General features: G+C 51.6%; 17 protein-coding genes and 1 riboswitch. Of the genes, 6 read left to right on the forward strand and 11 right to left on the reverse strand.

All coding sequences use genetic code 11. The features are described 5' to 3' along the window. Window positions 1-4 precede the first annotated feature (4 nt). Genes CHM34_RS11405 through CHM34_RS11415 form a run of 3 tightly spaced genes read right to left on the reverse strand, consistent with a single transcriptional unit; the run spans window position 5 to window position 2,871 of the window. Entirely contained in the window at window positions 5-859 is an 855-nt protein-coding gene (locus CHM34_RS11405; RefSeq protein ID WP_240511979.1) for a heme ABC transporter ATP-binding protein, read from the reverse strand. A 24-nt stretch (window positions 860-883) separates the two neighbouring features. Continuing rightward, window positions 884-1,927: a FecCD family ABC transporter permease gene (locus CHM34_RS11410; protein WP_094264733.1), complete on the reverse strand. Its 1,044-nt coding sequence runs from the start codon at window positions 1,925-1,927 to the stop codon at window positions 884-886. Beyond that, on the reverse strand, window positions 1,924-2,871 hold the full coding sequence (locus CHM34_RS11415; RefSeq protein WP_094264734.1) for an ABC transporter substrate-binding protein: 948 nt from the start codon (window positions 2,869-2,871) through the stop codon (window positions 1,924-1,926). Before CHM34_RS11415 ends, CHM34_RS11410 begins: the two co-directional genes overlap by 4 nt. Before the next feature lie 147 nt (window positions 2,872-3,018). Further along, window positions 3,019-3,215, reverse strand: a riboswitch (cobalamin riboswitch). A gap of 151 nt (window positions 3,216-3,366) precedes the next feature. Between CHM34_RS11415 and CHM34_RS11420 the strand changes: the two genes are divergently transcribed. Then, window positions 3,367-4,206, forward strand: coding sequence for an alpha/beta hydrolase family protein (locus CHM34_RS11420; RefSeq protein ID WP_094264735.1), 840 nt, complete (start codon window positions 3,367-3,369; stop codon window positions 4,204-4,206). A 444-nt stretch (window positions 4,207-4,650) separates the two neighbouring features. Here CHM34_RS11420 and CHM34_RS11425 read toward each other — a convergent pair whose 3' ends face one another. Beyond that, window positions 4,651-4,938, reverse strand: a complete 288-nt coding sequence (locus CHM34_RS11425) for a hypothetical protein (RefSeq protein ID WP_141201696.1) — start codon at window positions 4,936-4,938, stop codon at window positions 4,651-4,653. A gap of 188 nt (window positions 4,939-5,126) precedes the next feature. On the opposite strand from CHM34_RS11425, the gene CHM34_RS11430 reads away from it, so the two are divergent. The 3 genes from CHM34_RS11430 (at window position 5,127) to CHM34_RS11440 (ending at window position 7,914) form a co-directional block, all read left to right on the forward strand. Beyond that, a complete protein-coding gene (locus CHM34_RS11430) occupies window positions 5,127-5,918 on the forward strand; it encodes a DUF2797 domain-containing protein (protein WP_094264803.1) in 792 nt (263 codons plus the stop codon). A gap of 175 nt (window positions 5,919-6,093) precedes the next feature. Beyond that, the gene (locus CHM34_RS11435; protein WP_240511980.1) at window positions 6,094-6,318 is read left to right on the forward strand and encodes an SHOCT domain-containing protein; all 225 of its coding nucleotides are present in this window, start codon (window positions 6,094-6,096) and stop codon (window positions 6,316-6,318) included. 297 nt (window positions 6,319-6,615) lie between these two features. Further along, entirely contained in the window at window positions 6,616-7,914 is a 1,299-nt protein-coding gene (locus CHM34_RS11440; protein WP_094264737.1) for a helix-turn-helix domain-containing protein, read from the forward strand. A 429-nt stretch (window positions 7,915-8,343) separates the two neighbouring features. On the opposite strand, the gene CHM34_RS11445 is transcribed toward CHM34_RS11440, so the two are convergent. Both CHM34_RS11445 and CHM34_RS11450 read right to left on the reverse strand, forming a co-directional pair. Next, window positions 8,344-9,624, reverse strand: coding sequence for an MFS transporter (locus CHM34_RS11445; protein WP_240511981.1), 1,281 nt, complete (start codon window positions 9,622-9,624; stop codon window positions 8,344-8,346). A gap of 80 nt (window positions 9,625-9,704) precedes the next feature. Continuing rightward, the gene (locus CHM34_RS11450) at window positions 9,705-10,316 is read right to left on the reverse strand and encodes a class I SAM-dependent methyltransferase (RefSeq protein ID WP_240511982.1); all 612 of its coding nucleotides are present in this window, start codon (window positions 10,314-10,316) and stop codon (window positions 9,705-9,707) included. Window positions 10,317-10,583: 267 nt separating this feature from the next. Between CHM34_RS11450 and CHM34_RS11455 the strand changes: the two genes are divergently transcribed. Together CHM34_RS11455 and CHM34_RS11460 are read left to right on the forward strand one after the other, a co-directional pair. Then, window positions 10,584-11,918 carry a hemolysin family protein gene (locus CHM34_RS11455; RefSeq protein WP_094264739.1) on the forward strand — a complete coding sequence of 445 codons (1,335 nt, stop codon included), beginning with the start codon at window positions 10,584-10,586 and terminating at the stop codon, window positions 11,916-11,918. Window positions 11,919-12,160: 242 nt separating this feature from the next. Beyond that, the gene (locus CHM34_RS11460) at window positions 12,161-13,186 is read left to right on the forward strand and encodes a sporulation protein (protein WP_094264740.1); all 1,026 of its coding nucleotides are present in this window, start codon (window positions 12,161-12,163) and stop codon (window positions 13,184-13,186) included. A gap of 76 nt (window positions 13,187-13,262) precedes the next feature. Here the strand turns inward: CHM34_RS11460 and CHM34_RS11465 are convergent, their stop codons facing one another. The 5 genes from CHM34_RS11465 to CHM34_RS11485 all read right to left on the reverse strand — a co-directional run bounded on the left by CHM34_RS11465 (window position 13,263) and on the right by CHM34_RS11485 (window position 21,052). Then, the gene (locus CHM34_RS11465) at window positions 13,263-13,835 is read right to left on the reverse strand and encodes a glycerol-3-phosphate acyltransferase (RefSeq protein WP_094264741.1); all 573 of its coding nucleotides are present in this window, start codon (window positions 13,833-13,835) and stop codon (window positions 13,263-13,265) included. Between the two features lie 66 nt (window positions 13,836-13,901). Continuing rightward, window positions 13,902-14,474 (reverse strand): nitroreductase family protein, encoded by a 573-nt coding sequence (locus CHM34_RS11470; RefSeq protein ID WP_094264742.1) that lies wholly within the window; start codon window positions 14,472-14,474, stop codon window positions 13,902-13,904. A 24-nt stretch (window positions 14,475-14,498) separates the two neighbouring features. After that, complete coding sequence (locus CHM34_RS11475) at window positions 14,499-15,542, reverse strand: YkvI family membrane protein (RefSeq protein WP_240511983.1); 1,044 nt, start codon at window positions 15,540-15,542, stop codon at window positions 14,499-14,501. 189 nt (window positions 15,543-15,731) lie between these two features. Beyond that, on the reverse strand, window positions 15,732-18,290 hold the full coding sequence (locus CHM34_RS11480; protein ID WP_094264743.1) for a transglycosylase domain-containing protein: 2,559 nt from the start codon (window positions 18,288-18,290) through the stop codon (window positions 15,732-15,734). A gap of 176 nt (window positions 18,291-18,466) precedes the next feature. Beyond that, on the reverse strand, window positions 18,467-21,052 hold the full coding sequence (locus CHM34_RS11485; RefSeq protein ID WP_094264744.1) for a transglycosylase domain-containing protein: 2,586 nt from the start codon (window positions 21,050-21,052) through the stop codon (window positions 18,467-18,469). Between the last annotated feature and the right edge of the window lie 58 nt (window positions 21,053-21,110).

Consider the following 21,110-nt stretch of genomic DNA (forward strand, 5'->3'; position numbering starts at 1 on the left):
CCCTTCAACCAAAAGTATACCGCGAATCCGCCGAAAAGGATACCGATTCCTTGGACAATCGGGATCGCCGGTCCACCGATTCCGGCCGCAACAGGACCTGCGGGATCCGGGTCAAGGGGTGAGGGATGATCACCGGTTCCACTCCATAAACTTCCCGGATGGCTGAGGACTGGATCACATCCGCCGGCGTTCCCTCCCGGACCAGGGCCCCGTTCTGAATCATCAGCAGACGATCGCAGTACTGGGCCGCCAAATTCAAGTCGTGCAAAACGACAAGCACGGCCAAACCCTCTTTTCGTTGCCAACTCCGGATGCGATCCAAAATCGCCAGCTGATGGGAGATATCCAAAAAGGTCGTGGGTTCATCCAGGATCAGCAGTTCCGGTTGCTGGGCCATCGCTTTAGCGATGGCGACCCGCTGCCGCTCTCCTCCGCTCATGCGATCGACCGACTGATGGCGTTCCCTTTCCAATGAGGTTTGGCTCAGCACCTGGTCCACCACTTTCCGGTCTTCCCGACCGGTCCAGGGCCAGGGCCCCTGATGGGGATGGCGCCCCATGGTTACCACCTCTTCCACCGTAAAAGCAACCGGAGGTAACCCCTCCTGGGGCAACACCGCCACCCGGCGGGCACGCTCCCGGGGAGACCATGCCGAAAGCTCCCGCCCCTTCAGTTTTACAGAACCCGCATCCGGAGTCTCCTCCCCGGACAAGAGGCGGACCAAAGTGGTTTTACCACTGCCGTTGGGGCCGATCAGTCCCACGGTCTCCCCGGGGTTCACTTCCAGATCGATCCCCCGAAGGACAACCGTCCCGCCATATGATTGAGTGATCCCCTCCGCTGTCAACACGATGATCACACCTCCCCTCTCCGGTTTCCAACTTCACCATGACCGCCTTCTTTTCAAAAGCCAAGCAAAAAAAGGAGCACCGATGAAAGCAGTGATCACACCGACCGGAAGCTCTCTCGGATCCAATACCGTTCGAGCCAAGGTATCCGCCCACATCAGTAAGATCGCCCCGGCCAAAGCGGAGACGGGGATCAACACCCGATGATCCGGCCCGGCGATCATCCGCATGATATGTGGAATAATCAGCCCGACAAAGCCGATGGTTCCGGAGACAGCTACCGCCGCCGCCGTCATCAATGTCGCCATCAGGAGAAGCCATAACCGGGTCCGCCGGACTGAAACCCCCAGATGACCGGCGGAACGCTCCCCCAAAGCAAACAGGTTCAACTGGCGGCTAAACATCCAAATGAGGGCCGTACCCGTTAAAAGAAAAGGCATCACGGCCATGGTTTGATCCCATTGCCGCAAGGCCAAACTCCCCATTAACCAGAGGTGAATCTGCTTTAACTCCTCGGCTGAAATGGTGGCAATGACATAGGTCAGCATTGCTCCAAAAAAAGTTTGTATCACCACTCCGGACAAAATCAAGGTTTCTGTCCGCAGAACCGATCCCACACGGGCCAGCCGGAGAACGAGAAACAGAGCGAAACATCCCAGGGCGAAGGCCCAGGCCGGAACGGTCCACCCTCCCAGGACAGCGCTTCCCCATTCGGTAAAAAGAGCGATTGCCGCTCCAAGGGCCGCCCCGGAAGAGACCCCCAAAATATAAGGATCGGCTAGAGGATTGCGCAACAATCCTTGAAAAACCACGCCGGCTCCCGCCAAGGAAGCTCCGACCAACACCGACAGCACCAACCGCGGCAGACGGATCTTCCATACGATTGCCCCGGTCGCCGGGTCCGGCTCCGGAATGGACATCCACCCCCCGAAGAGGTGATGGCCGATCACCTGCCACACTTCGAAAAAACCCACTTCTGCCGCGCCCATGGTAACAGCCGTCACCGCCGAAAACAGAAGAACCGCTGTCAGCAGAAAAGACCATCCCGCCAGGCGCAGGAGCCAGTTGTTCGAGGTCATTGCATCACTTTTTTATAATGATCGGGGTAAAGAGCTTTGGAGATATTTAACAACCCTTGCGTAATCCGCGGACCGGGACGACTGACCCGATTTGTATCCAAAGCTTCGACCCTTTCCTCTTTCAATGCGTTTACCTTGTTCCATCCGCTCCGGGATTGGATGCTCTCCCGATCTCCGTGAGTAAACAGAATCACATCGGGATTCCATTGGACCACTTTTTCCTCGGACACTTGAACCCAATCCTTTTCCTTTCCGGCGACGTTTTCTCCGCCAGCCATCGTGATCAGCTGATCCATGAAAGTGCCGTCACCGCCGGTATGTAAATCCGGGGACACTTCCAACCACACCTTCACCTGTTCATCCTCCGGAACCTGGGAAGCAATCTTTTCCGCCAACTTCTGTTCTTCTTTCATCTCTTTGACGGTTTTTTCCGCTTCCTCTTCCGCGTGAATCGCCTTTCCTACCTGTCGGATCTTTTCGTAGACGGCCTTCAGATTCTGGGGTTCGAAAGCGATCACCGTCAGCCCCAGATCCCGCAGCTTCTCAATGGTATCCTCTCCATTCATCGGCGAAGCCAGCACCAAGTCAGGCTCTAAGGAGACCACTTTTTCCGCATTGACCTTCATGTCGCCCACTTTTTCCACTTTTTCAACCTCTTTCGGGTAGTCATCGTTCGTTGTCACCCCGACAACACGATCCCCCCGGTCCAGGGCATAGACGATCTCAGTCATACTCGGTATCAACGAAACGATCCGCTTCGGTTCCTCCTTGACGGTCACCTCGATCCCGGTATCATCCTTGATTTCAACCGGATAGGAACCCGCCGAATCATCCGCCTTCGTCCCACTCTTCGGCGCGGCGTCAGGGGCACCGCTACAGGCTACTCCTCCAAATACCAACAGCAGTGCTGTCAACCCCGCTAAAATAGTAGATCTGTTTTTCATCAGTCCATCCTCTCCATTCTTTTTTTACGCAAATAAAAAAACCCATCGCCGTCGAGGCAAAAGGGTAGATACGCCGTTCCTCTGCACACGAAACCTTTCGGTTCCCGAAACGGAGGGCGTGCACTCTCCTTTTCCTCGAAGGAGATCGCAAGCACCGGCGACGAGGCAGGTCTCCTGGCTTGTGGATCGCCGCTTCACCGCGCCTTCCCCGCTTCCTTCAAGCGAGTGGCCTCCTGCGGTGTCACTCCCCACTCACAGTGGCGGGACCGCGCCGGATTCGCACCGGCTTCCCTTTTCACTCTCGCCTCGAATCGAGGCGGGAGACCCCGTAGCCTGTTTTACTTGTGGCTTCATTATATCCGATTGTCAAAAAACGTTCAATTCGGAAAGGGCTACAAAGGGGCCAAGGCAGGATTTCAAAGAGGATTTTTCGAAAGAGACGGAAGGGGTTAACTCCCCTGAGAAAGGAGGCGGGGCACCCGAAGTGCCGCAACGATGAAACAACAGTCCTTTACATGGGAATTAGGAAAAGAAGATCGATGGATCCGGGGGGAGGTATGGAGCCCGGAAAAATCCGGGAGCTACCCGGTATTGATCCTCTCCCACGGGTTTAAGGGGTTTAAGGATTGGGGATTCTTCCCCTATGCCGCCCGAACGCTGGCCCAAGCCGGATTCGCCGCCGTAACCTTTAACTTCTCCATGAACGGAATCGGAGAGGACCCGGAGCGATTTACGGAGCTGGATAAGTTCGCTGGAAATACCTACACCCGGGAACAGGAAGACCTCGCGTATCTCCTCGGGCGGATCCGAGAAAAAAAGCTGCCCGACGGCGAATCGATGGATCCCGACCGCATCGGACTGATCGGCCACAGCCGCGGAGGAGGAAACAGTCTCCTTCGCGCTCTGGAGGATCCGAACATCGCCGCCGTCGCCCTGTGGAACAGCATCGCCCGACTCAATCTGTTCTCCGACGACCTCAAACAGGAGATGCGGGAACATGGGCGGACATTCATCCCCAATGCCCGCACCGGACAACAGATGCCGATCGATCGGGAGGTACTGGAGGATTTGGAGTCCAACCGGGAGCGATTCAACCTCCTCGACCGGCTTCCCCGTTTCCACCGCCCCCTTCTTATTTTGCAGGGGGAAAACGATCCGGCCGTACCGGTGGAAACCGCTCGGGAACTGGATCGACAGGCACCCCAAGGAGAGCTTCATATTCTGCCGGGAGCCGACCATACCTTCAATGCCGTTCATCCCTTCCAGGGAACGACTCCGGAGCTGGAGAAAGTCCTGGAACAGACAATCCATTTTTTCCATCATCACTTCCAATGATTGCAACGAAAAAACCGGCTGTTTCAGCCGGTTTTTTCGTCTCAAGGGGGTCAAACTCTTTATCGATTAATAGGAAGGATTCGCTGGATTTCAGCAGTCGCCCAACCGGGCGAATATTACTGCTGTCCAAAACTTTGAAATCCTTTTAATTGTACTATATACGATTAAAAAATATATGTCAATCGCTAAAATGATATTTGTTCATCCTTTTTCCATCATTAAGCAAATCGCCTTATACTCTTGTTTAACGCGGGTTTTGCCGGGGATGTTTCAGTTTCGAAATAAAGGTTTTGTTAAGCGCTTTTTAAGGAACAAGCCTTGCTTCAACAAAAAAATTCCTTCCCCTTTTATCAAAAAGGATTTTTACCCCCCTATAACCAATCGGGTGGCCCAACGGGACTGTAAACCACCCACTCCTTCCTTTTCACCCGCCATCCGTCCCCTTTAACTTCTGCGGCGCAAGAAGATGGTTCCCCCGTTTTTTTTATAGCAAACTTCCCGATGGGCACCGGCAGGCCAACAAACCTCTTCATCGTGAAGGGGACCGTCGGTCTTTTCACCGGCCGTTACAGCGCCGGCCCAGAATTCCCGGGAGACACCTTCTCTGTCCTCCACCGCTCTCGATGCAATTTTCGACATTTCCTCGTAGCACTCCCTTACCCGATTGGACAGTTCATCCATCAAAGCCTGATCGACACTAGAAAGCTGAAATTCCTGTCCTTCCCGCTCCATCTTCCTCACTCCTCCGCTGATCATCACCCGTATCCTTTGCCTTTCCCCTGTGGTTTATTCGCGCGAGTTCGAAGTGATGTCCCTCCGCTTCTATTGCTCCCTCCGGGCTCGCCGGGATATGATGGTGAAAGGATGTCTTTATGCAACACTTGAAATACATACAAAACAAAAAAGGGGAGGAAAACAGGATGGAACGAACGGGTTACCTGCGCCCTTTACTGCACGAGCCTTCCGATCCCGTCGATTATTTCGCCGATGTCGGAAACGAGCCCCTCTTTCTCAACGAGCGGTTGGGACAATCGATTCGCCTGTCCTTTATGGGGGAAAAGGCCTGCATTCACTGCGGACGAAAAGTCAAGAAGACCTTCAATAGCGGTTCTTGTTATCCTTGTTTCCGGAAGCTTCCAGAAAACGATCTGTGTATCGTCAAGCCGGAGCTCTGCCATTTTCATCAGGGAACGTGCCGGGACAACACGTTCGGTGAAACCCACTGCATGCAACCCCACTATATCTATCTGGCCTTGAGCAGCGGGGTCAAAGTCGGGATCACCCGGAAAACCAATGCCTTGAAACGCTGGATGGATCAGGGGGCCGTTGCCGCCCTGCCCATCGCTGAAGTTCCAACCCGAAAAGCGGCTGGAGAACTGGAGGTTCACCTTTCTCAGTATGTCCCGGACAAAACAAACTGGCGTCGGATGTTAAAAAACGAAATCGCCGACCGGGATCTGTATGAAGTAAAGAATGAACTGCAACACCGAATTCCTGCGGAATTCGAACCGTTTCTGCTGAAGGCTCCTTCCATCCACCGCTTCGCTTATCCCAACCCTTCACCTCCGGAAAAGATGACTTCCCTCAACCTGGACAAGCAACCCGAAGTATCCGGAAGACTTCTGGGAATCAAGGGGCAGTACCTCATCCTGGATTCCGGCGTTCTCAATATACGGAAATACACCGGCTATAAGGTGGAGTGGGCGGTGTAACCCTTCTCCCAGGATCAAACCACTGCAGGATCGGGGCTCCATCATTCCACCGTCTGCATTTGATTCCACTCTTCGAGCCACCCTATAACCATTACAAGAGGCTTGTAACCAACGGTTGTATCAAAAATTCAAAAAGAACCATGCACGATGCAAAAACAAAGGAAGTGAGAGCGGAATGCCGATGATGGATGGTTACATGTATCCGGGGGGGATGATCCTGATGATGATTCTCTGGGTGTTGTTGATCGGATTTGCAGTGTACGGTCTTTTCATGTGGATCTCCAGAGATTTTGGCAAAAAGGAAGCCCGGGGGATCCGGATCTTGGAGGAGCGATTCGCCCGGGGAGAAATCGATGAAGAAGAATTCAAGCAAAAACGAGAGGTTTTAAAGAAAAAGTAAGCCAATCATACCAGGTACTTTGGGAAACAACCCGGGCAGAGAACGCTCTCCGCCCGGGTTGATATGATTTCAGGCGATTGATTTTATGACTTCTACACTGCACCCATATATTAGTTTCAGTGTTGGATTCGGGGTGAATATCCACTTTTGAAAATGTAGAAATTTAGGTTTCATATATTGAAGTCAAATTTATAGGCGAAAATTTCCGACAAATTTAGCTCAATATATTTTCAACCTTCGAATAATGATATAAAATGTTTATAACAAATTGAATAACAAAAAAGGGGGAATTTGTATATGGTGAAACTTCCTACAAGTGAAATTGGTGGAGTAGCAAGGAAAGTAAGAAAGAGACAAGGGATGAGATTGGAAGACTTGGCGGACAAAAATATTTCACCTGCAACAATTAGTAATATTGAGCGTGGAGTTCCACACGTTAAGCAGGACAAATTGATATATCTTATGGAAAAGTTGGGAATTTCGATGGATAAACTTCCAGATCTGATCCTTAAGGAACAAAAAGAACTGGATGATCTAAAATTTCATCTTACTTCAATTGAATCGATGAAAAGAATGAAACAGTTAGATAAAGCACTTGTTCGATTGGATGAAATAAAATTATCAAGTGATCATCCCTATGCATCAACTTGGCATTGGTTAAAAGGGGGTTGCTACCTATTCAAACAAAAGTGGAGGAAAGCCGAAAAAGAATTAAACAACGCCATTCGTCTATCTAGTGAAAATAGTATGGACAACATCGAAGCCTATAGTTTTAATGATTTAAGCTTATGCTGTTATCACCAGAATGATTTGCAAGCAGCTTTGCAATATGTCAACAGTGGTCTTGATGCCTTTCACCCTGAAGGGGGTTACCCAATCGTAAAATACCTTCTCCACCATAATAAAGCCATTTATCTCGAACGATTGGAACGTACAGCCGAGGCATTAAAAATTGTTCAAGATATCTGGGGCGAACTTCCTCAACTTGAACAGATTGAAACTGTTTTGACATTTTATTGGCTACGAGCAGAGCTAGTTCGTAAAAGCGGTGCTCTTGATGAAGCCCTTAAATTCGCTCAAAAAGGAATTGAACTAGCCAGCCTCAACTATAACCGGAAAACGACATTTGATCTTTGGACGGTTATGGGAAGTATCTATATGGAAAAGAAGAATTGGAAAAGAGCCGAATTCTGTTTTGATATTGCAATGGGGATTCCAAAAGAGTATATCCAAGATAGTCGTTACATTCGAACTTGCACACAATTAGGTAATTTATACATTCAGCAAAAGAAGTGGGAACGAGCGAGAAATATACTAAATCAAGCCATTCAAGAGGCCGAAAGGTTAAATAATTCCATTTACTTGACAGATGTTCGCCTTGTTTTAGGTGACTATTATTATTTGAAGGAATCCCACAATGAAGCGATCTCCCAGTTTCGTCAGGCAGTAGGATTAGCTCAAAAATATTGTTACAAAGATAAAGAATATCACGGATGGTATCGTTTAGCTAGATGCTGGAAGGATATTAATGAGAAGGAATTTCAGCAGTGTACAACCAATATGTTTAGAATACAAGAAGAAATGAAAAAGAAGTAGGGGGGAGGGATTTGTATGAAGTGGGGTAGGGTATTCGGTGTAACGGCTCTAAACCTTTTCATTTGGACGACCATTGTTTGTGAAAACGACAACTTTGGCTCCTTCAGTATCAATGATTTGGACAGCGAACCCGCACATCAAGCAAGCAGTACCAATATTTCATATAGTGAACCTGCACATTAAAAATCCTATAGTTTGATCTAAAACTCGGACAAAAAAATAATCTGTCCGATATTCTTTATTAAGAAAACTGGGGATTACACTCTTATAACTGAATTAAAGAGAAACGGTCAATTCGCCGACGTTCACCATAGAAAGAAAACAACTTTTTAACAAGTAACCTTCCAGCGTATGATCAAGTCCAAAAGAACACCCAACCGATCGGGAACTCGGTTGGGTGCCGATGGTGAGCCCTTCTCTCCTACCGGTTCATCCTTTTTCCGCTGCAGCACTCTTTTGGGGAGGGGGAGACAAGGCAGCGGCCAGAAAGCCGATCACCGGCAATATACAGGTGAGAAAGATGATCTCCATATAACCGCCGAAATGATCGAAGGCGACGCCGAAGGGAAGCGGGCCCAAGGCGGAACCAACCACCATCATCATGGCGACGCCCCGGATGCTTCCCAGGTATCGGCGGCCGAAGTATTCCGGCCAAATAGCGCTCAGGATAATCTGTTCCAATCCGTTGCACGTCCCCCAAAGCAAAGCGAATACGATCGCCGCCATCGGTGAATGAACCTGGAGGACCCAAACCAAAAACACCAGTTGTATAAGAAACGTACCCGCCAACACACGCTGAACTGGAAATCGGTCCACGATGTAACCGGAGACCAAGGTCATCGGAAATCCTGTAAAAGCCATCAACCCGAGTACAAGAGCCGCTGTGGAAACGCCAAGCCCCTGTTCTCGGAAAATCGAGGTCAGATGGAACGTGAGTCCCGTATTCACCAGAGCCGGGATGGAAACACACACTAAAATCAGCCAAAAGGAGCGGGTTTTCATCGCTTCCCGAAGTGTCCAACTCTCCTCCTCCGGCTCCTCTTCACTGGAATCCGATGTTCGTGCACCGGACTGGTCGGGTAACAGACCCATTTCCTCGGGAGTATTGCGCACCCAGACCCACGCCGTAGGAACGAATACAAGCAAAAGGGCGATCCCCCAAACCCGCCACGCAACCGGCCAACTCCACTGATCAATCAGCCAGGCATTGATCATCGGAGCGAAGGTGGCACCGGCAAATCCGCCGATCATCATCAAGCTGAGCGCTCTTCCGCGTTTCTTGATAAACCACTGAGGAACCAGCGTATTGGGAACCAGAGTCATGGAGCCCTGTCCAAACAAACGAGCACACAAAAAGCCGACAAAAAGCATGACCGGCGTAAACACGACACTGTTCCAAAAACAGGACAGAGCCAGCATCCCGCCGACAACCACCATCATCCTCCGCTGACCCCACCGATCCACAAGACGGCCGATCAGCATCAGCAGGACTCCAGCGATCAGTGTAGCACCGGAGTAGATACCGGATACCAACGACCGGCTCCAACCGAAATCACGAATGTAATGATCGATAAACACGGAGTTGGAATACGTTTGACCCGGTGCCGAAAAGAAAAGCCCCATAGCGGAAATGAAGACGATCCACCATCCGTAATAAAGCTTCGGTGCGGGAGCGGCGGCACTTCCTTCCATTCGATACTTGAACCACATAGAAAAAATCCCTCCTTCGCACAAAACAAAGAAGCCCGACGGGCTTCAAGGCGACTCATTCCATGACACAAGAAATCCATTTATTTCTGGCATACCGCCACACCCAACGGATACTTCAGCCCTTCTCTCGGTGGTTCGATGGTTACACCCCGCTGGTAATAGATCTCCGTTTCGCGAAAACCGCCAAACAGGGCCGCAAATTCTTCCGGGGTCAGCTGATGAACATGAAAAGGACATTTACACGGTTTTCCCCGCCCCCTTCCAAAGGGGGTGGACAGCACCAACGTCCCTCCCGGAGCCAACATCTCGTGCAAATGCCGCATAAACAGTCGATCATCCTGAAGGTGTTCAATGGTTTCAAAAGAAAGGATCGTATCAAAGCATCCCAGCTTTTGCGGTAATTCCGGATCCAAAGCATCGACCACACGGTATTCCGTCAAAGGATGATAATACGTCTTTCGAGCGTATTCGACGGTTTGGGGATCCAGATCCACCCCGATAACCCCTTTCACTTCCTTTTTACAGGCTTTGGCCACCATATGAGTTCCGTAACCGGAACCGCAGGCAATATCCAAAACCCGGCCCTTCACATAAGGAAAGGAAAAGTAATATCGGGCGATATGCTCCAACAACATGCCGTTGGTCGGTTTCATCAATTCGGGAATGACACGTTCTCCCGTCAGTTGTAACAAGTTCTTCACCGCTTCAAAAAAGTTACACGGAATACTATAGCATAGAACCCTACAACCCTCAACGCATTCTAAAAGCATCGATTCCCGGGAAAGACTACTTTTTTTTGCTCATTTTCGATACAATGGTATCAATCCAGCTGTTCAAGGGAATATGGTGTGCCGATCATCGATAAAGACGGATCAGTCAACTCCTTTCTACCCTTGACGCTTTTTAATCACACTCTTCCGAAGATAAGTACACCTTTTCTCCTGGGAGGTAATGTTGCTTTGGACGGGGACGGCGTTTTAAGTATCGCCTTTTATGTGATCTTAGTGGTCCTTTTGGTGTTGCTTAACGGTTTCTTCGTGGCGTCGGAGTTTGCCCTCACCCGAGTACGGCAGACGCAAATCGCACAGTTGAAGGAAAAACGAGCCGGTATAGCGGAGAAAATATTGTCCAACCGGGACTCTTATCTTTCCGCCACCCAGCTGGGAATCACCCTGGCCTCTCTCAGCTTGGGGTGGATCGGAGAACCGACCATCGCCAAAATGATCAAACCCTTCCTCTCCACCATCGGTCTGCCGATGTGGTCCATCCATGCGGCAGCCTTTATCATCGCTTTCGCCATCCTCACCCTCCTCCATATCGTTTTGGGTGAAATGACCCCTAAATCCCTGGCGATTCATCACGCGGAACGGATCATTCTGTGGACGTCAGGTCCTCTCTACGCGTTTCACCGTCTGTTCAAACCCTTTATCGCAATGCTCAACGGTTCCGCTGACAAAATTCGGAGCTGGGTGGGCGTCGATTCGGAGGATGATCGACAGGCCCACACTGAAGAGGATATCCGTATGGTAATGGCCCAAAGCCATCGCAACGGGGTGATCGACCAGACGGAGTTCACCCTGTTCGACAATGTCTTTCAATTTGCCGACCGGATGGGCCGTGAAATTATGGTCCCCCGGGTCAACATGGTCTGCCTGTACAAAGATCAAACCCTGAAGGAAAACTGGGCCATTATGCAAAGCTCCAACCATACCCGTTTTCCGCTGTGCGACAAGGACAAGGACGACATCATCGGTATCGTGCACATTCGGGATGTCTATGAGGCCTTACTGTTGGAAAAAACCATTTCCTTGGAAAAAATCGCCCGACCGGAAGTGCTGGTCCCGGAGACGATGGAACTGACCAAAATCCTGCGCAATCTTCAAAAAAGTAAAGCCGGTATGGCCATTGTAGTGGATGAATACGGGGGAACAGCAGGTTTGGTAACGACGGAAGACATCATCGAAGAGATTTTCGGTGACATTCAGGACGAATTCGACGATGAGCCGCCTCCCCTCCAAACCGGAGAGGAAGGCATCCTGCTCGATCCCCGTCTGCTGATTGAAGAAGTCAACGAACACCTTCGGACCGCCATCGAAGACCCCGGTAACGATACGATCGGCGGCTGGTTTTTTTCGCGGCTGGGTAAAGTTCCCGAAATCGGAGATCAAGTCCGAAGCGACGGTTGGCTTTTCACCGTAGCGGAAGCCCATGAACGCTGGATAACCCGGCTTTTGGTCAAACCGATTGCAGACCATCCGAAAAAAATACTCCTTCATGTCAACTCCGCCTCTTAATCGATAAAAACCCCGGGGAACCAGCTGATGGCCATCGGCTGGTTCCCTTTTTCTGCAACATTTTTTTATGTTACAAATCAATAAAAAAGGTGGGCAACCTCTATTTTTTTCGCTAATGTAGAGGTAGTTTCAGGCTGATCATCCGGGAACGGGAGATCCATCCGTTCCTTTGAGCGCACCCGATCCCATGAGAGTAGCCATAACAGCCTGAACGTTTTTGATCTTCTTGAGGAGGTAGATCGGTGCTTAAAAATCTGATGGCCAAGCTGGGAAAAGGCGGAGCCAAAGTGGACTTAGTGTTGGACCGGGAAGACTACACACCGGGGGAGCCGGTCAGCGGAGAGCTGACCATCCAGGGAGGAACCGTCGAGCAAAAGATCAACCGGATTGATGTGGAACTGCTGATGAGTATCCGGGTTAAGGAAAGGGACTTTTCTCACGTTATCGCTCGTTTTCCCTTTCATGAATCCTTCACGGTCCATCCCGAGGAAAAGAAAAGTTTCCCCTTTTCCTGTGAGTTACCGCAGGATCTTCCGCTTTCCGGCAATCAAGTCGTCTACTACTTTATCACTCATTTAGATATCGCCGCCGGAGTGGATCATTCGGATCACGATTATATCCGGGTTCATCCGCCCCACCGCTTGCAAAAGGTACTGACAGCCTTCGAAGAGTTGGGACTGCGGGAAAAATACGATTCCCGTTCCTTTAACGGCTATGTTCAGGAATTTGAACTATTCCCCACTTCCTTTCTGCAGGATCGGGTAGAGGAAGTGGAATTCGTGGCCGCCTATGAGGATACAGGATTGCGTCTGATGTTGGAGGTCGACTTGTTTTCCTTCTTCGGAGAGAAAGAGATTCGCCGGGAAGTACACCTGGAAAACGAGCTCCTCGACGAATCCGACCGACTGGTGGAACACTTGCAGAGTCTGTTGTTGGAAATGGTGGAAAACCCCGATGCCTACGCTTACCCGCGCTTTTCCGGAACCTCCGGGGAACATAAGCACGGCGGGTTCTCCAAAATCGGAGGCGCCGTCGGCGGTTTTGCCGCAGGTGTCCTGGGCGGTGTTGTCCTGTCTGAATTGATGGACGAGCTTACTGAAGATGAAGCCGAAGCCGCCGAAGAGGAAGAGAGCTCCGAAGAAGAGACACCGGAAGAGGAGTCCGAAGAGGAAGGCGGGTTTTTCGAAGATCTCTTTGGCGGTGAATCGGAAGAAGGAGACGACGAAGGCGGCTTCTTCGGCGATCTATTTGAGGGAGACGACGAATAAATCGCTTTTCCCGGCAAAAAACAGGTCCGCGACATTCGGCCACGTCGCGGACCTGTTTCTGCATCAGAACGATCCCTCACCTCCATCGGCCCAATCCTCTCCATCGAAAAGGGGGCTCCGTCCCCTTCCGCCAACGTCGCACGGATCCCGCATAGCGTAACAAAACCAGACTTCCTAAGCCAAAGACCACCAGAATGACATACAGTTCCGGAAATAAAACCAGAGTCAGCACCATGACACAAATCACGGCCGAGACCATGGAAATGGAACGATAACGGGTAACGAACAGAAGAGCCCAATAAATTCCGATCCCGATCAAAACCAAAAGCGGACTCATGATCAAGAGAGCTCCGGCGGAAACCGCCGCTCCCCTCCCACCGCGAAAACCGGTAAATACGGGGTAAATCTGACCCAGCACAACAGCGATAGATGCAAAAGCGGCCCCGGTCCATCCGTGAAGAACCAGCCCCAACAGAGCGGCCAACGCTCCCTTACCCATCTCCATCCCGACCGACAAAAGCGGCTCCCGGCGGAACCCTGCAGCCGACCGAGACGATAAATCCCTCCGAAAACCTTTTTTGGAATAGAAGGCGGTGATCGGCAGTGATCCGATCAGATAGGCGACAAGGATTACCGTCAACAAGTTCATCCCGTCTCGCCTCCTTTGGCGTAAGCGCTTCCTTTCGGCGCTCCTTTCCTTTCCAACGCTTCTAGGCTACCGCTCCCACCACTCTACCTTTTCCTGCAGGGATACCCGGGGACGTTCTTTCGGTATGATCGACGGATAACCGATATACAGAAAACCCAGCAGGGTCTCCGACTCCCCGAGTCCGAAAAACTTTTTCATTTTCGGGGAATAGGCCGCTTTTCCCGTTCGCCAGATGGCACCCAGTCCCAAGGCGTGGGCGGTCAACAATGCATTCTGTACTCCAGAGGCAACTGCACAAATCTCTTCGATCTCCTCCACTTTCGGATCGTCAGAGGGTGTCACCGCCGCTGCGATAATCACGGGTGCCCGAAGGGGTTTTCGCCGGGCCCTTTCCAACTGGTCGGCACACGCTTCCCGCTCCGAGGGAGACATGCCCTCCGCTTTAATCTCCTTGAACACTTCACCCAAACGGTGTCGGGCATCCTCGATCAGCACAAAATACTTCCAGGGTTGAGTCATGTGATGGTTAGGGGCCCACCGGGCGGCCTCCAACACCCTTTCGATCAAATGCCGGTCCGGTGTGGCGGAACCTACTTTCCCGACACTGCGGCGGGTTCGGATCGCCTGGTTCAACTCCATCTCGATCTCCTCCTTGTCCTTTTCTCAATACCGGGGATATTTGCGCAACACTAACAATAGCAGGACGATGATGCCGCAATAACCGAAAACCGGATAAATATAACCCACCAGAACCGGAAAACCGATCAGGGAACAAATATAACCGACGACGAAGATCATTCCCATCAGGGTATTGATCCGGAAAGGAAACACCTGCTCCAGATTGGCGGCCAGTCCGTATACATTGCCGATCAGCGTGGTAAAAATCTCCCCCCACATCACGGCCAGAAAAAAGTATTTCATTCCCTCTCCCAATGCGGCGATCACCAAGGCGATGGGAATTTCCATCCCGTAAATGTCCGGCGTTTTCAAAGCGAGGGCGAAATTGCTGGATAATAACATCACCCCCAGACCCACTCCTCCCAGCAGTCCTCCCAGCCGAAGCGTCTTCTCGTCCTGCATCTCTCCTCCCAAGGGAACCAACACCGCCTGCGACATCGCCAAGTTAAAAGCGACATAAGTGACGGCCGAAATGAGCCAATGCCCTTGAGCTGTGGCCTCCACCGACAAAAACCCCGCCATCCCCGATGTTTTCAACCCCTGAATTCCCACCATCATGGTAAAGAGAAACATCAGGGGAACCACCAGGGAATTAATCGAAAGGATCCCCTCCATTCCCCGCAAAATAATCAGAAAAGCAAGTGTGGAGGTGACAATCACCCCTAGGTGAAAGGACCATCCCAACTGCTCCTGGAACAAGGACCCGGTTCCTGACATCATCGCTGTAGTCACGCCAAACAGAACGACTCCCACGAAGAGATTCATCCAACGACCCCACCGTTCCCCAAACAGATAGTTATTAAACTCTTCGTAGGAATGGGCTTTGAGGCGCGCTCCCATCAGCATCATCCGGGTCCCCAGCCAGGAGAACAAAGCCGTCACCGCCAAGATTCCCCAAATACCGTCGATTCCATATGCCGTAAAAAACTGCATGATTTCCTGCCCTGATGCAAAGCCTGCTCCGACGACCGTACCGATATAGGTGAAACCGACACGGGCCGCCGTCACCCAACGTTCATGCAATACCAACACGACCCCTCCCCGGCCAAAACTCGTCCCGTAGAACTAGTCTATTGAGGACAAACCCCGGATAGAACTGCGATGACTCCCCTTCGGCACAGTCGCACAGCGGCCGGAAACACCGACAGCCATAAAAAAAACCGGTTTTCTTTGAAAAAACCGGGCATGCGGGGGAAATCATTTCTTTCTTCGGGCTTTCTACTCCTCATCGGAGGGGGGAGGGATAATGGGAGTTCCTTCTCCCTGGTCTCCCGGTGCCTCAGGATTTTCTCCTTGATCCCCTTCCTCATTCCCTTCTTCATCTCCTCCATCCTGATCTCCGGGGGAATCTCCCTGGTCGTCTCCGGGAAGATCACCCTGGTCGTCTCCGGGATCCCCTTCCTCTTCACCGGTTTGATCCCCTTCCTGTTCTCCTCCACCCGGATCGCCTTCCTCATCCCCTTCCTCCGGTGGGGAACCTTCTTCAGGCGGATGGATACGAACGGTCACCACATTGGAAGGGTCGGCCCGTTGATCCGTTTCCGTATCGATGGCGACGACGCGGTATGCGTATTGCCGGGCTCCTCCGAAGATCTCATCCAGCTGTTCGTCGCCGGTTTGCGGCGGAGGAACGACGATGTTTCGATCCTGATAGGTCCCGTTGGAGGTTTCAGCGATTGCTTCCCAGTCCGATCCGTCCTCAGACCGTTCCACCTGGTACCGGACCCGATCGGAATAATCGTTCCAGCTCAGCTGGATCGCCTGGTCTCCGCTCTCGTAAGACCCTTTCAGGTTGACGGGTTTCAGTTGGAAGGGCGGCTCCGGAGGCTTCACTCCCGGGTTTTGAAACCGACTGACCGGGGTCCCCTTCACCACCTCTGCCATCACTCGGCGGAAGATCTTGGCGGGGTACGCTCCTCCGGACAATTCCACCCGGCCTTCCGATTCGTTATAAACCATGGCGGACATCACATATTCGTTGGTATAGCCCACAAACCATGCCGTTTTGCTTTCCTGGGTCGTCCCGGTTTTCCCCGCTACATCCCTGCCGTCGGGCAATTGGGCGGAAGTTCCCGTTCCCTGTTCGACATTGTAATGCAACATCCGGGTCATATAATAAGCGGTTTTCGGGGAGAACACTTGGCGTTCCTCCGCATAATCCCCTTCTGACTCCCATTCCTGATCCGAAATGGAAATACTCTCGATCGCGTGGGCTTTCCTCATTTTTCCGTTGTGGATGAAGGGAGTGTAAGCCTGAGCCATATCCACCGTATTGACTCCCCGGGTCAAGCCGCCGAGGGCCAACGCCGCATAAGAGGAACGGTCCTTCGCATGCAGATCGAGACCCGCTTGTTCCGCATAGCGAACGGCTGTATCCAATCCGACTTCGTTTTTCAATAACCACGCGGTCGCCACATTGAGAGACTTTGCCACAACCTCTTTCATCGGCAATTCCCCGAAAGATCGATTCTGGAAATTCTCTGGTTTCCACGACTTGATCCGGAAATCCGGAGGATCAGGGACCTGCGTGTATTCCGTATAATTTTTTTCCTCCACCGCAGGGGCGAAGACCGTGACCGGCTTGATCGAGGAGCCCGGCTGCTTCATTTCCTCCGCGGAACGAAGGATATAGCCGGTGCCCTGATACTCCCGTCCACCAGCGATAGCGGCGATTCCTCCGGTTTTCGGGTTGACCACCGTCGCCCCGCCGTCCAGATGCTCATTGTTTTCAAACAGGGCGTCATCATGAAAAGCTTTCACCATGGCTTTTTGGGCCCGGGGAAGCAGATGGGTACGGATCTTATACCCCCCGGTGGCCAACTCCTCTTCCGGAATGCCGAAACGTTGGCTGGCCTCCATCATAACGTAATGCTTATACGCCTGATAATCATCGTCCTTCAAATGCTTGGTCAGATATTGACGGTCGACTCCCAGATCCGTCTTCTGATATTTCTCTTTCTCCGCTTCCGTGATCACACCCTGTTCCGCCATCAATCCCAGGACGAGATTGCGCCTCTGTTTCGCCTCCTCCGGGTTGTGATACGGATTATAGGTGGAGGGGGCTTTGGGAAGGGAGGCCAAGAGAGCCGCTTCCTGCGGCTCCAGCTCCTCCTCGGTCAGATCCTTGTCGAAATAGATCTTGGAAGCCATCTGAATTCCCTGCACATCATTGCCGAAATAGATGATGTTCAAATATGCCTCGAGAATCTCCTTTTTACCGTACTTCCTCTCCAAGTTCCAGGCGACCGCCACTTCCTGCAATTTGCGCGTATAAGTTTTGGTCCGGTTCTCCAATACCACATTCCGGGCCACCTGCATGGTGATGGTACTGGCTCCTTCCGCTCGGCGCCCTTCCAAGATATTGTGATAAACGGACCGGGCGATCCCTCGGTAGTCCACCCCGTTATGTTCATAGAAACGTTTGTCTTCCACAGCGATAAACGTTTTTTCAATCAATTCCCGGGATTTGATTCGATTCATCTTCACATATTCCCGGTTAGTAGAACCCAGTTTCGTGACCAAATTTCCGTTCACATCATAAATCGTAGAAGCAAACTGTATCTCTTCTAATTTTTCCAAGGGCATGGACTTGGCGGATATCATCACTGCGGAACAGCCGGCAACCGCCAGCAGCAAGGTCGTGGTCACGACCAGCAAAAGCCATTTTTTATTAAAAAACTTCCGCCGCCTTTTTCCCCGGCGGCCACGCTCTTCCAGCCGCGAACCCACCCGTTCCGAGTCCGGAGATGGTTCTCCCCCGTTATGCCGCTCATCCATCTTCCTAACCCCCCATTCTCGGTTCCGCCCTCAACGAAAAATATCTCTATCTCTTTCAATAAATAACAGAAAATCCGTTATCTCTATACTACTTAATTTCAAAATGAAATCCAATATACCCGGGAGACAAAAAACAAAAAAAGACCGGCAATTTTTGCCGGTCCATCATGGCGGGATCATCCGAAGAACCCGCCGTCTCCGTCATCATTTTCGTCACCTTCGTTGTTTCCCTGATTACCGTTTCCGTTTTCATCGCCCTGATTGCCTTGTTCGTTACCAGGTTCCTGATTTCCGGTCCCTTCATCACCGGGTAACGGGGTGCTGGGGTCTTGGTCTTCAGAACGCTGATCTTCTCCCGGCTGTTGTTCTTCTCCCGGATGCTCATCGCCCTCCTCATCACCCCGCTCTTCATCCGGCGGTTCCTCCTCCGATTTCTTGGCAACTGTGACTCCAACCACGTTAGAGGGTTTGGCTTCCGCCGGATCGTCACCTTCAGCCTGGGTATCGACAGCGATTACCCGATAATAGTATTTCTTAGACTTTCCGCCGAAGAAATCCTCCAGAGCGTTACTCTCCGGCACTTTGATGTTGCTGTCGCTGAAGCTGCCCTTCTCAGTTTCTCCGATATCCTGCCAGTCGGACTGATCTTCGGAGCGCTGTACTCTGTATTTGACGCGATTCGCGTAATCCGTCCATTTCAGGTTGACCGCTCCGTTGCCGTCAAAGCTTCCGCTCAGATCGGAGACAGGCTTCAGCTCAAAGGGCGGCTGTGGTTCCGGAACACCCGGATTCTTAAAGGGAATCGCCTTTTTCCCGTTGAGAGCGTCCGCCATCACTTGTTTAAACATTTTGGCCGGATAACTGCCCCCGGTCAGCTGCAGGTCCTCGTTTTCCTTGGTCTTAAACACCGTCACCGCCGTGACATATTGGGGGGTATAACCGACGAACCAGGCTTCTTTACTATTCTGGGTCGTTCCGGTCTTCCCGGCCACCGGACGTCCGCCGGGCAGCTGGGCATTCACCCCGGTCCCCTCCTGTACCACACTCTCCAGCATGCGGGTCATGTAGTAAGCCGTCTTCTTGCTGTAAACCCGGTTTTTTTTCGGTTTCGTCTTCGGGGTCAACTCTTCACCGTTCGGCCCCACAATCTTCCGGACGGTATGGGCCTGGATATTGGCTCCGTTATTGGCCAGGGCGGAGTAGGCCTGAGCCATCTGAACCGTATCCACCCCTTTGGTGAGACCGCCCAGAGCCAAAGCGGCATAACTTTTGCTGTCCTTTTCCTCCAATTTCAACCCGGCCTTTTCACCGTATTTGGCGGCGGTTGACAGTCCGACTTGCTCTTTCAACAGCCGGACAGTCGATGCATTGAGGGATTTCTCCACCATTTCCTGCATCGGAATCGTACCATAGAATTGACCGGTATAGTTTTTCGGCTCCCACTCGCCAATACGGATCGGCTCATCTTTCACGGGGTAGTGTTCGTTGTACCCTTCCTCCTGGATCAATGGAGAGTATACCGTGATTGGTTTGATAGTCGATCCCGGCTGATGATTTTCGGTGGCTCGCAACTTGTACCCGGGCAGATAGTTTCGCCCGCCGCCGACGGCCACCACTTCCCCCTTCCGGGGATCCATCATCGTCAGACCGGCGTCCAATTCCTCATGCCCCTGGTAATACTCGTCGTTCTTGACCGCTTTCTGGGCGGATTCCTGAGCCTTGGGATCCAGAGCCGTGTAAACCTTGTACCCGCCGTTCACCAGCTCTTTCTGGCTGATCTGCGGGTAACGCTTTTCAACCTCATCCATCATGTAAGCTTTATAAGCGCTGTAGGAATTCGACTTCAGGTGTTCCGCCAGGTATTTCTTGTCCACACCCAACGGGGTCTTCTGAGCCTGCTCCTTCTCCTTTTCGGTAATGATAGGAGGCCGGGTGCTGTCCTCCGCCATCTTCATCAGCACGACATTGCGCCGTTGTTTGGCTTTTTCCGGATATTTGTAGGGATCATATCCGTAGGGAGCCTTCGGCATACCCGCCAGCATGGCGATCTCCTGCGGCTCCAGCTTTTCCTTGGTGATATCCTTGCCAAAATAGATCTTGGCGGCCATCTTAATGCCTTTAACACCGTTACCGAAGTCGATGTAGTTAAGGTACACCTCCAGAATCTTTTCCTTTTTGAATTTCCGGTCCAGGTTGACCGCTACACCGATCTCTCTCAACTTCCTGGTATAGGTTTTTTTTCTACTATCCAGGATCGTGTTTCGGGCCACTTGCATCGTGATCGTGCTGGCACCCTCCGCCTTGCCTAGAGCGATAATGTTTTTAACCACCGCCCGGCCCAGACCCCAGTAGTCTACTCCGTTGTGTTCATAGAAGCGCTCGTCCTCCACCTTGACAAAGGCTTCAGGTAATTCCTTGGATTTCACGTCTTCCAGCTTTACATATTCGAGATTTTCTCCTCCGAGCTTCATGGCTTCCTTTCCGTTGGTGTCCATGACCACGGAGGTTTTTTTCATATCCTTGATAACCTCATCCATGCTTTTATACGTCGGCGCGGACATCAGAACGGCGGAACAACCGCCGACCACTAACAAAACCGTCGTTAAAAGAACTAATAAGATCCATTTCTTATTAAAAAAGCGGAACTTCTTCTTCTTATTGTTCCCTTTTCTCCGAACCGGCGATCGAGAACGCCCGAAACTTCGGGCTTTCGAGCCCGATCGGGAAGGGACATTGTCCCGTCCCATTCGAAAATCATCCATGATAAAAAACCCCCTGCAGACCGGTTGATCCTCATCCACGCTTCAACCGATTCGACAT

The sequence above is a fragment of the Paludifilum halophilum genome, assembly GCF_002245355.1.
GTDB classification, from domain to species: Bacteria; Bacillota; Bacilli; order Thermoactinomycetales; family DSM-45169; genus Paludifilum; species Paludifilum halophilum.

What these genes read in the sequence shown, in the direction of transcription:
- CHM34_RS11410 (WP_094264733.1), bottom strand. Translation starts at nt 1,927, where the DNA reads ATGACCTCGAACAACTGGCTCCTGCGCCTGGCGGGATGGTCTTTTCTG.
- CHM34_RS11415 (WP_094264734.1), bottom strand. Translation starts at nt 2,871, where the DNA reads ATGAAAAACAGATCTACTATTTTAGCGGGGTTGACAGCACTGCTGTTG.
- CHM34_RS11420 (WP_094264735.1), top strand. Translation starts at nt 3,367, where the DNA reads ATGAAACAACAGTCCTTTACATGGGAATTAGGAAAAGAAGATCGATGG.
- CHM34_RS11425 (WP_141201696.1), bottom strand. Translation starts at nt 4,938, where the DNA reads ATGGAGCGGGAAGGACAGGAATTTCAGCTTTCTAGTGTCGATCAGGCT.
- CHM34_RS11430 (WP_094264803.1), top strand. Translation starts at nt 5,127, where the DNA reads ATGGAACGAACGGGTTACCTGCGCCCTTTACTGCACGAGCCTTCCGAT.
- CHM34_RS11435 (WP_240511980.1), top strand. Translation starts at nt 6,094, where the DNA reads ATGCCGATGATGGATGGTTACATGTATCCGGGGGGGATGATCCTGATG.
- CHM34_RS11440 (WP_094264737.1), top strand. Translation starts at nt 6,616, where the DNA reads ATGGTGAAACTTCCTACAAGTGAAATTGGTGGAGTAGCAAGGAAAGTA.
- CHM34_RS11445 (WP_240511981.1), bottom strand. Translation starts at nt 9,624, where the DNA reads ATGTGGTTCAAGTATCGAATGGAAGGAAGTGCCGCCGCTCCCGCACCG.
- CHM34_RS11465 (WP_094264741.1), bottom strand. Translation starts at nt 13,835, where the DNA reads ATGAACTTGTTGACGGTAATCCTTGTCGCCTATCTGATCGGATCACTG.
- CHM34_RS11470 (WP_094264742.1), bottom strand. Translation starts at nt 14,474, where the DNA reads ATGGAGTTGAACCAGGCGATCCGAACCCGCCGCAGTGTCGGGAAAGTA.
- CHM34_RS11480 (WP_094264743.1), bottom strand. Translation starts at nt 18,290, where the DNA reads ATGGATGAGCGGCATAACGGGGGAGAACCATCTCCGGACTCGGAACGG.
- CHM34_RS11485 (WP_094264744.1), bottom strand. Translation starts at nt 21,052, where the DNA reads ATGGATGATTTTCGAATGGGACGGGACAATGTCCCTTCCCGATCGGGC.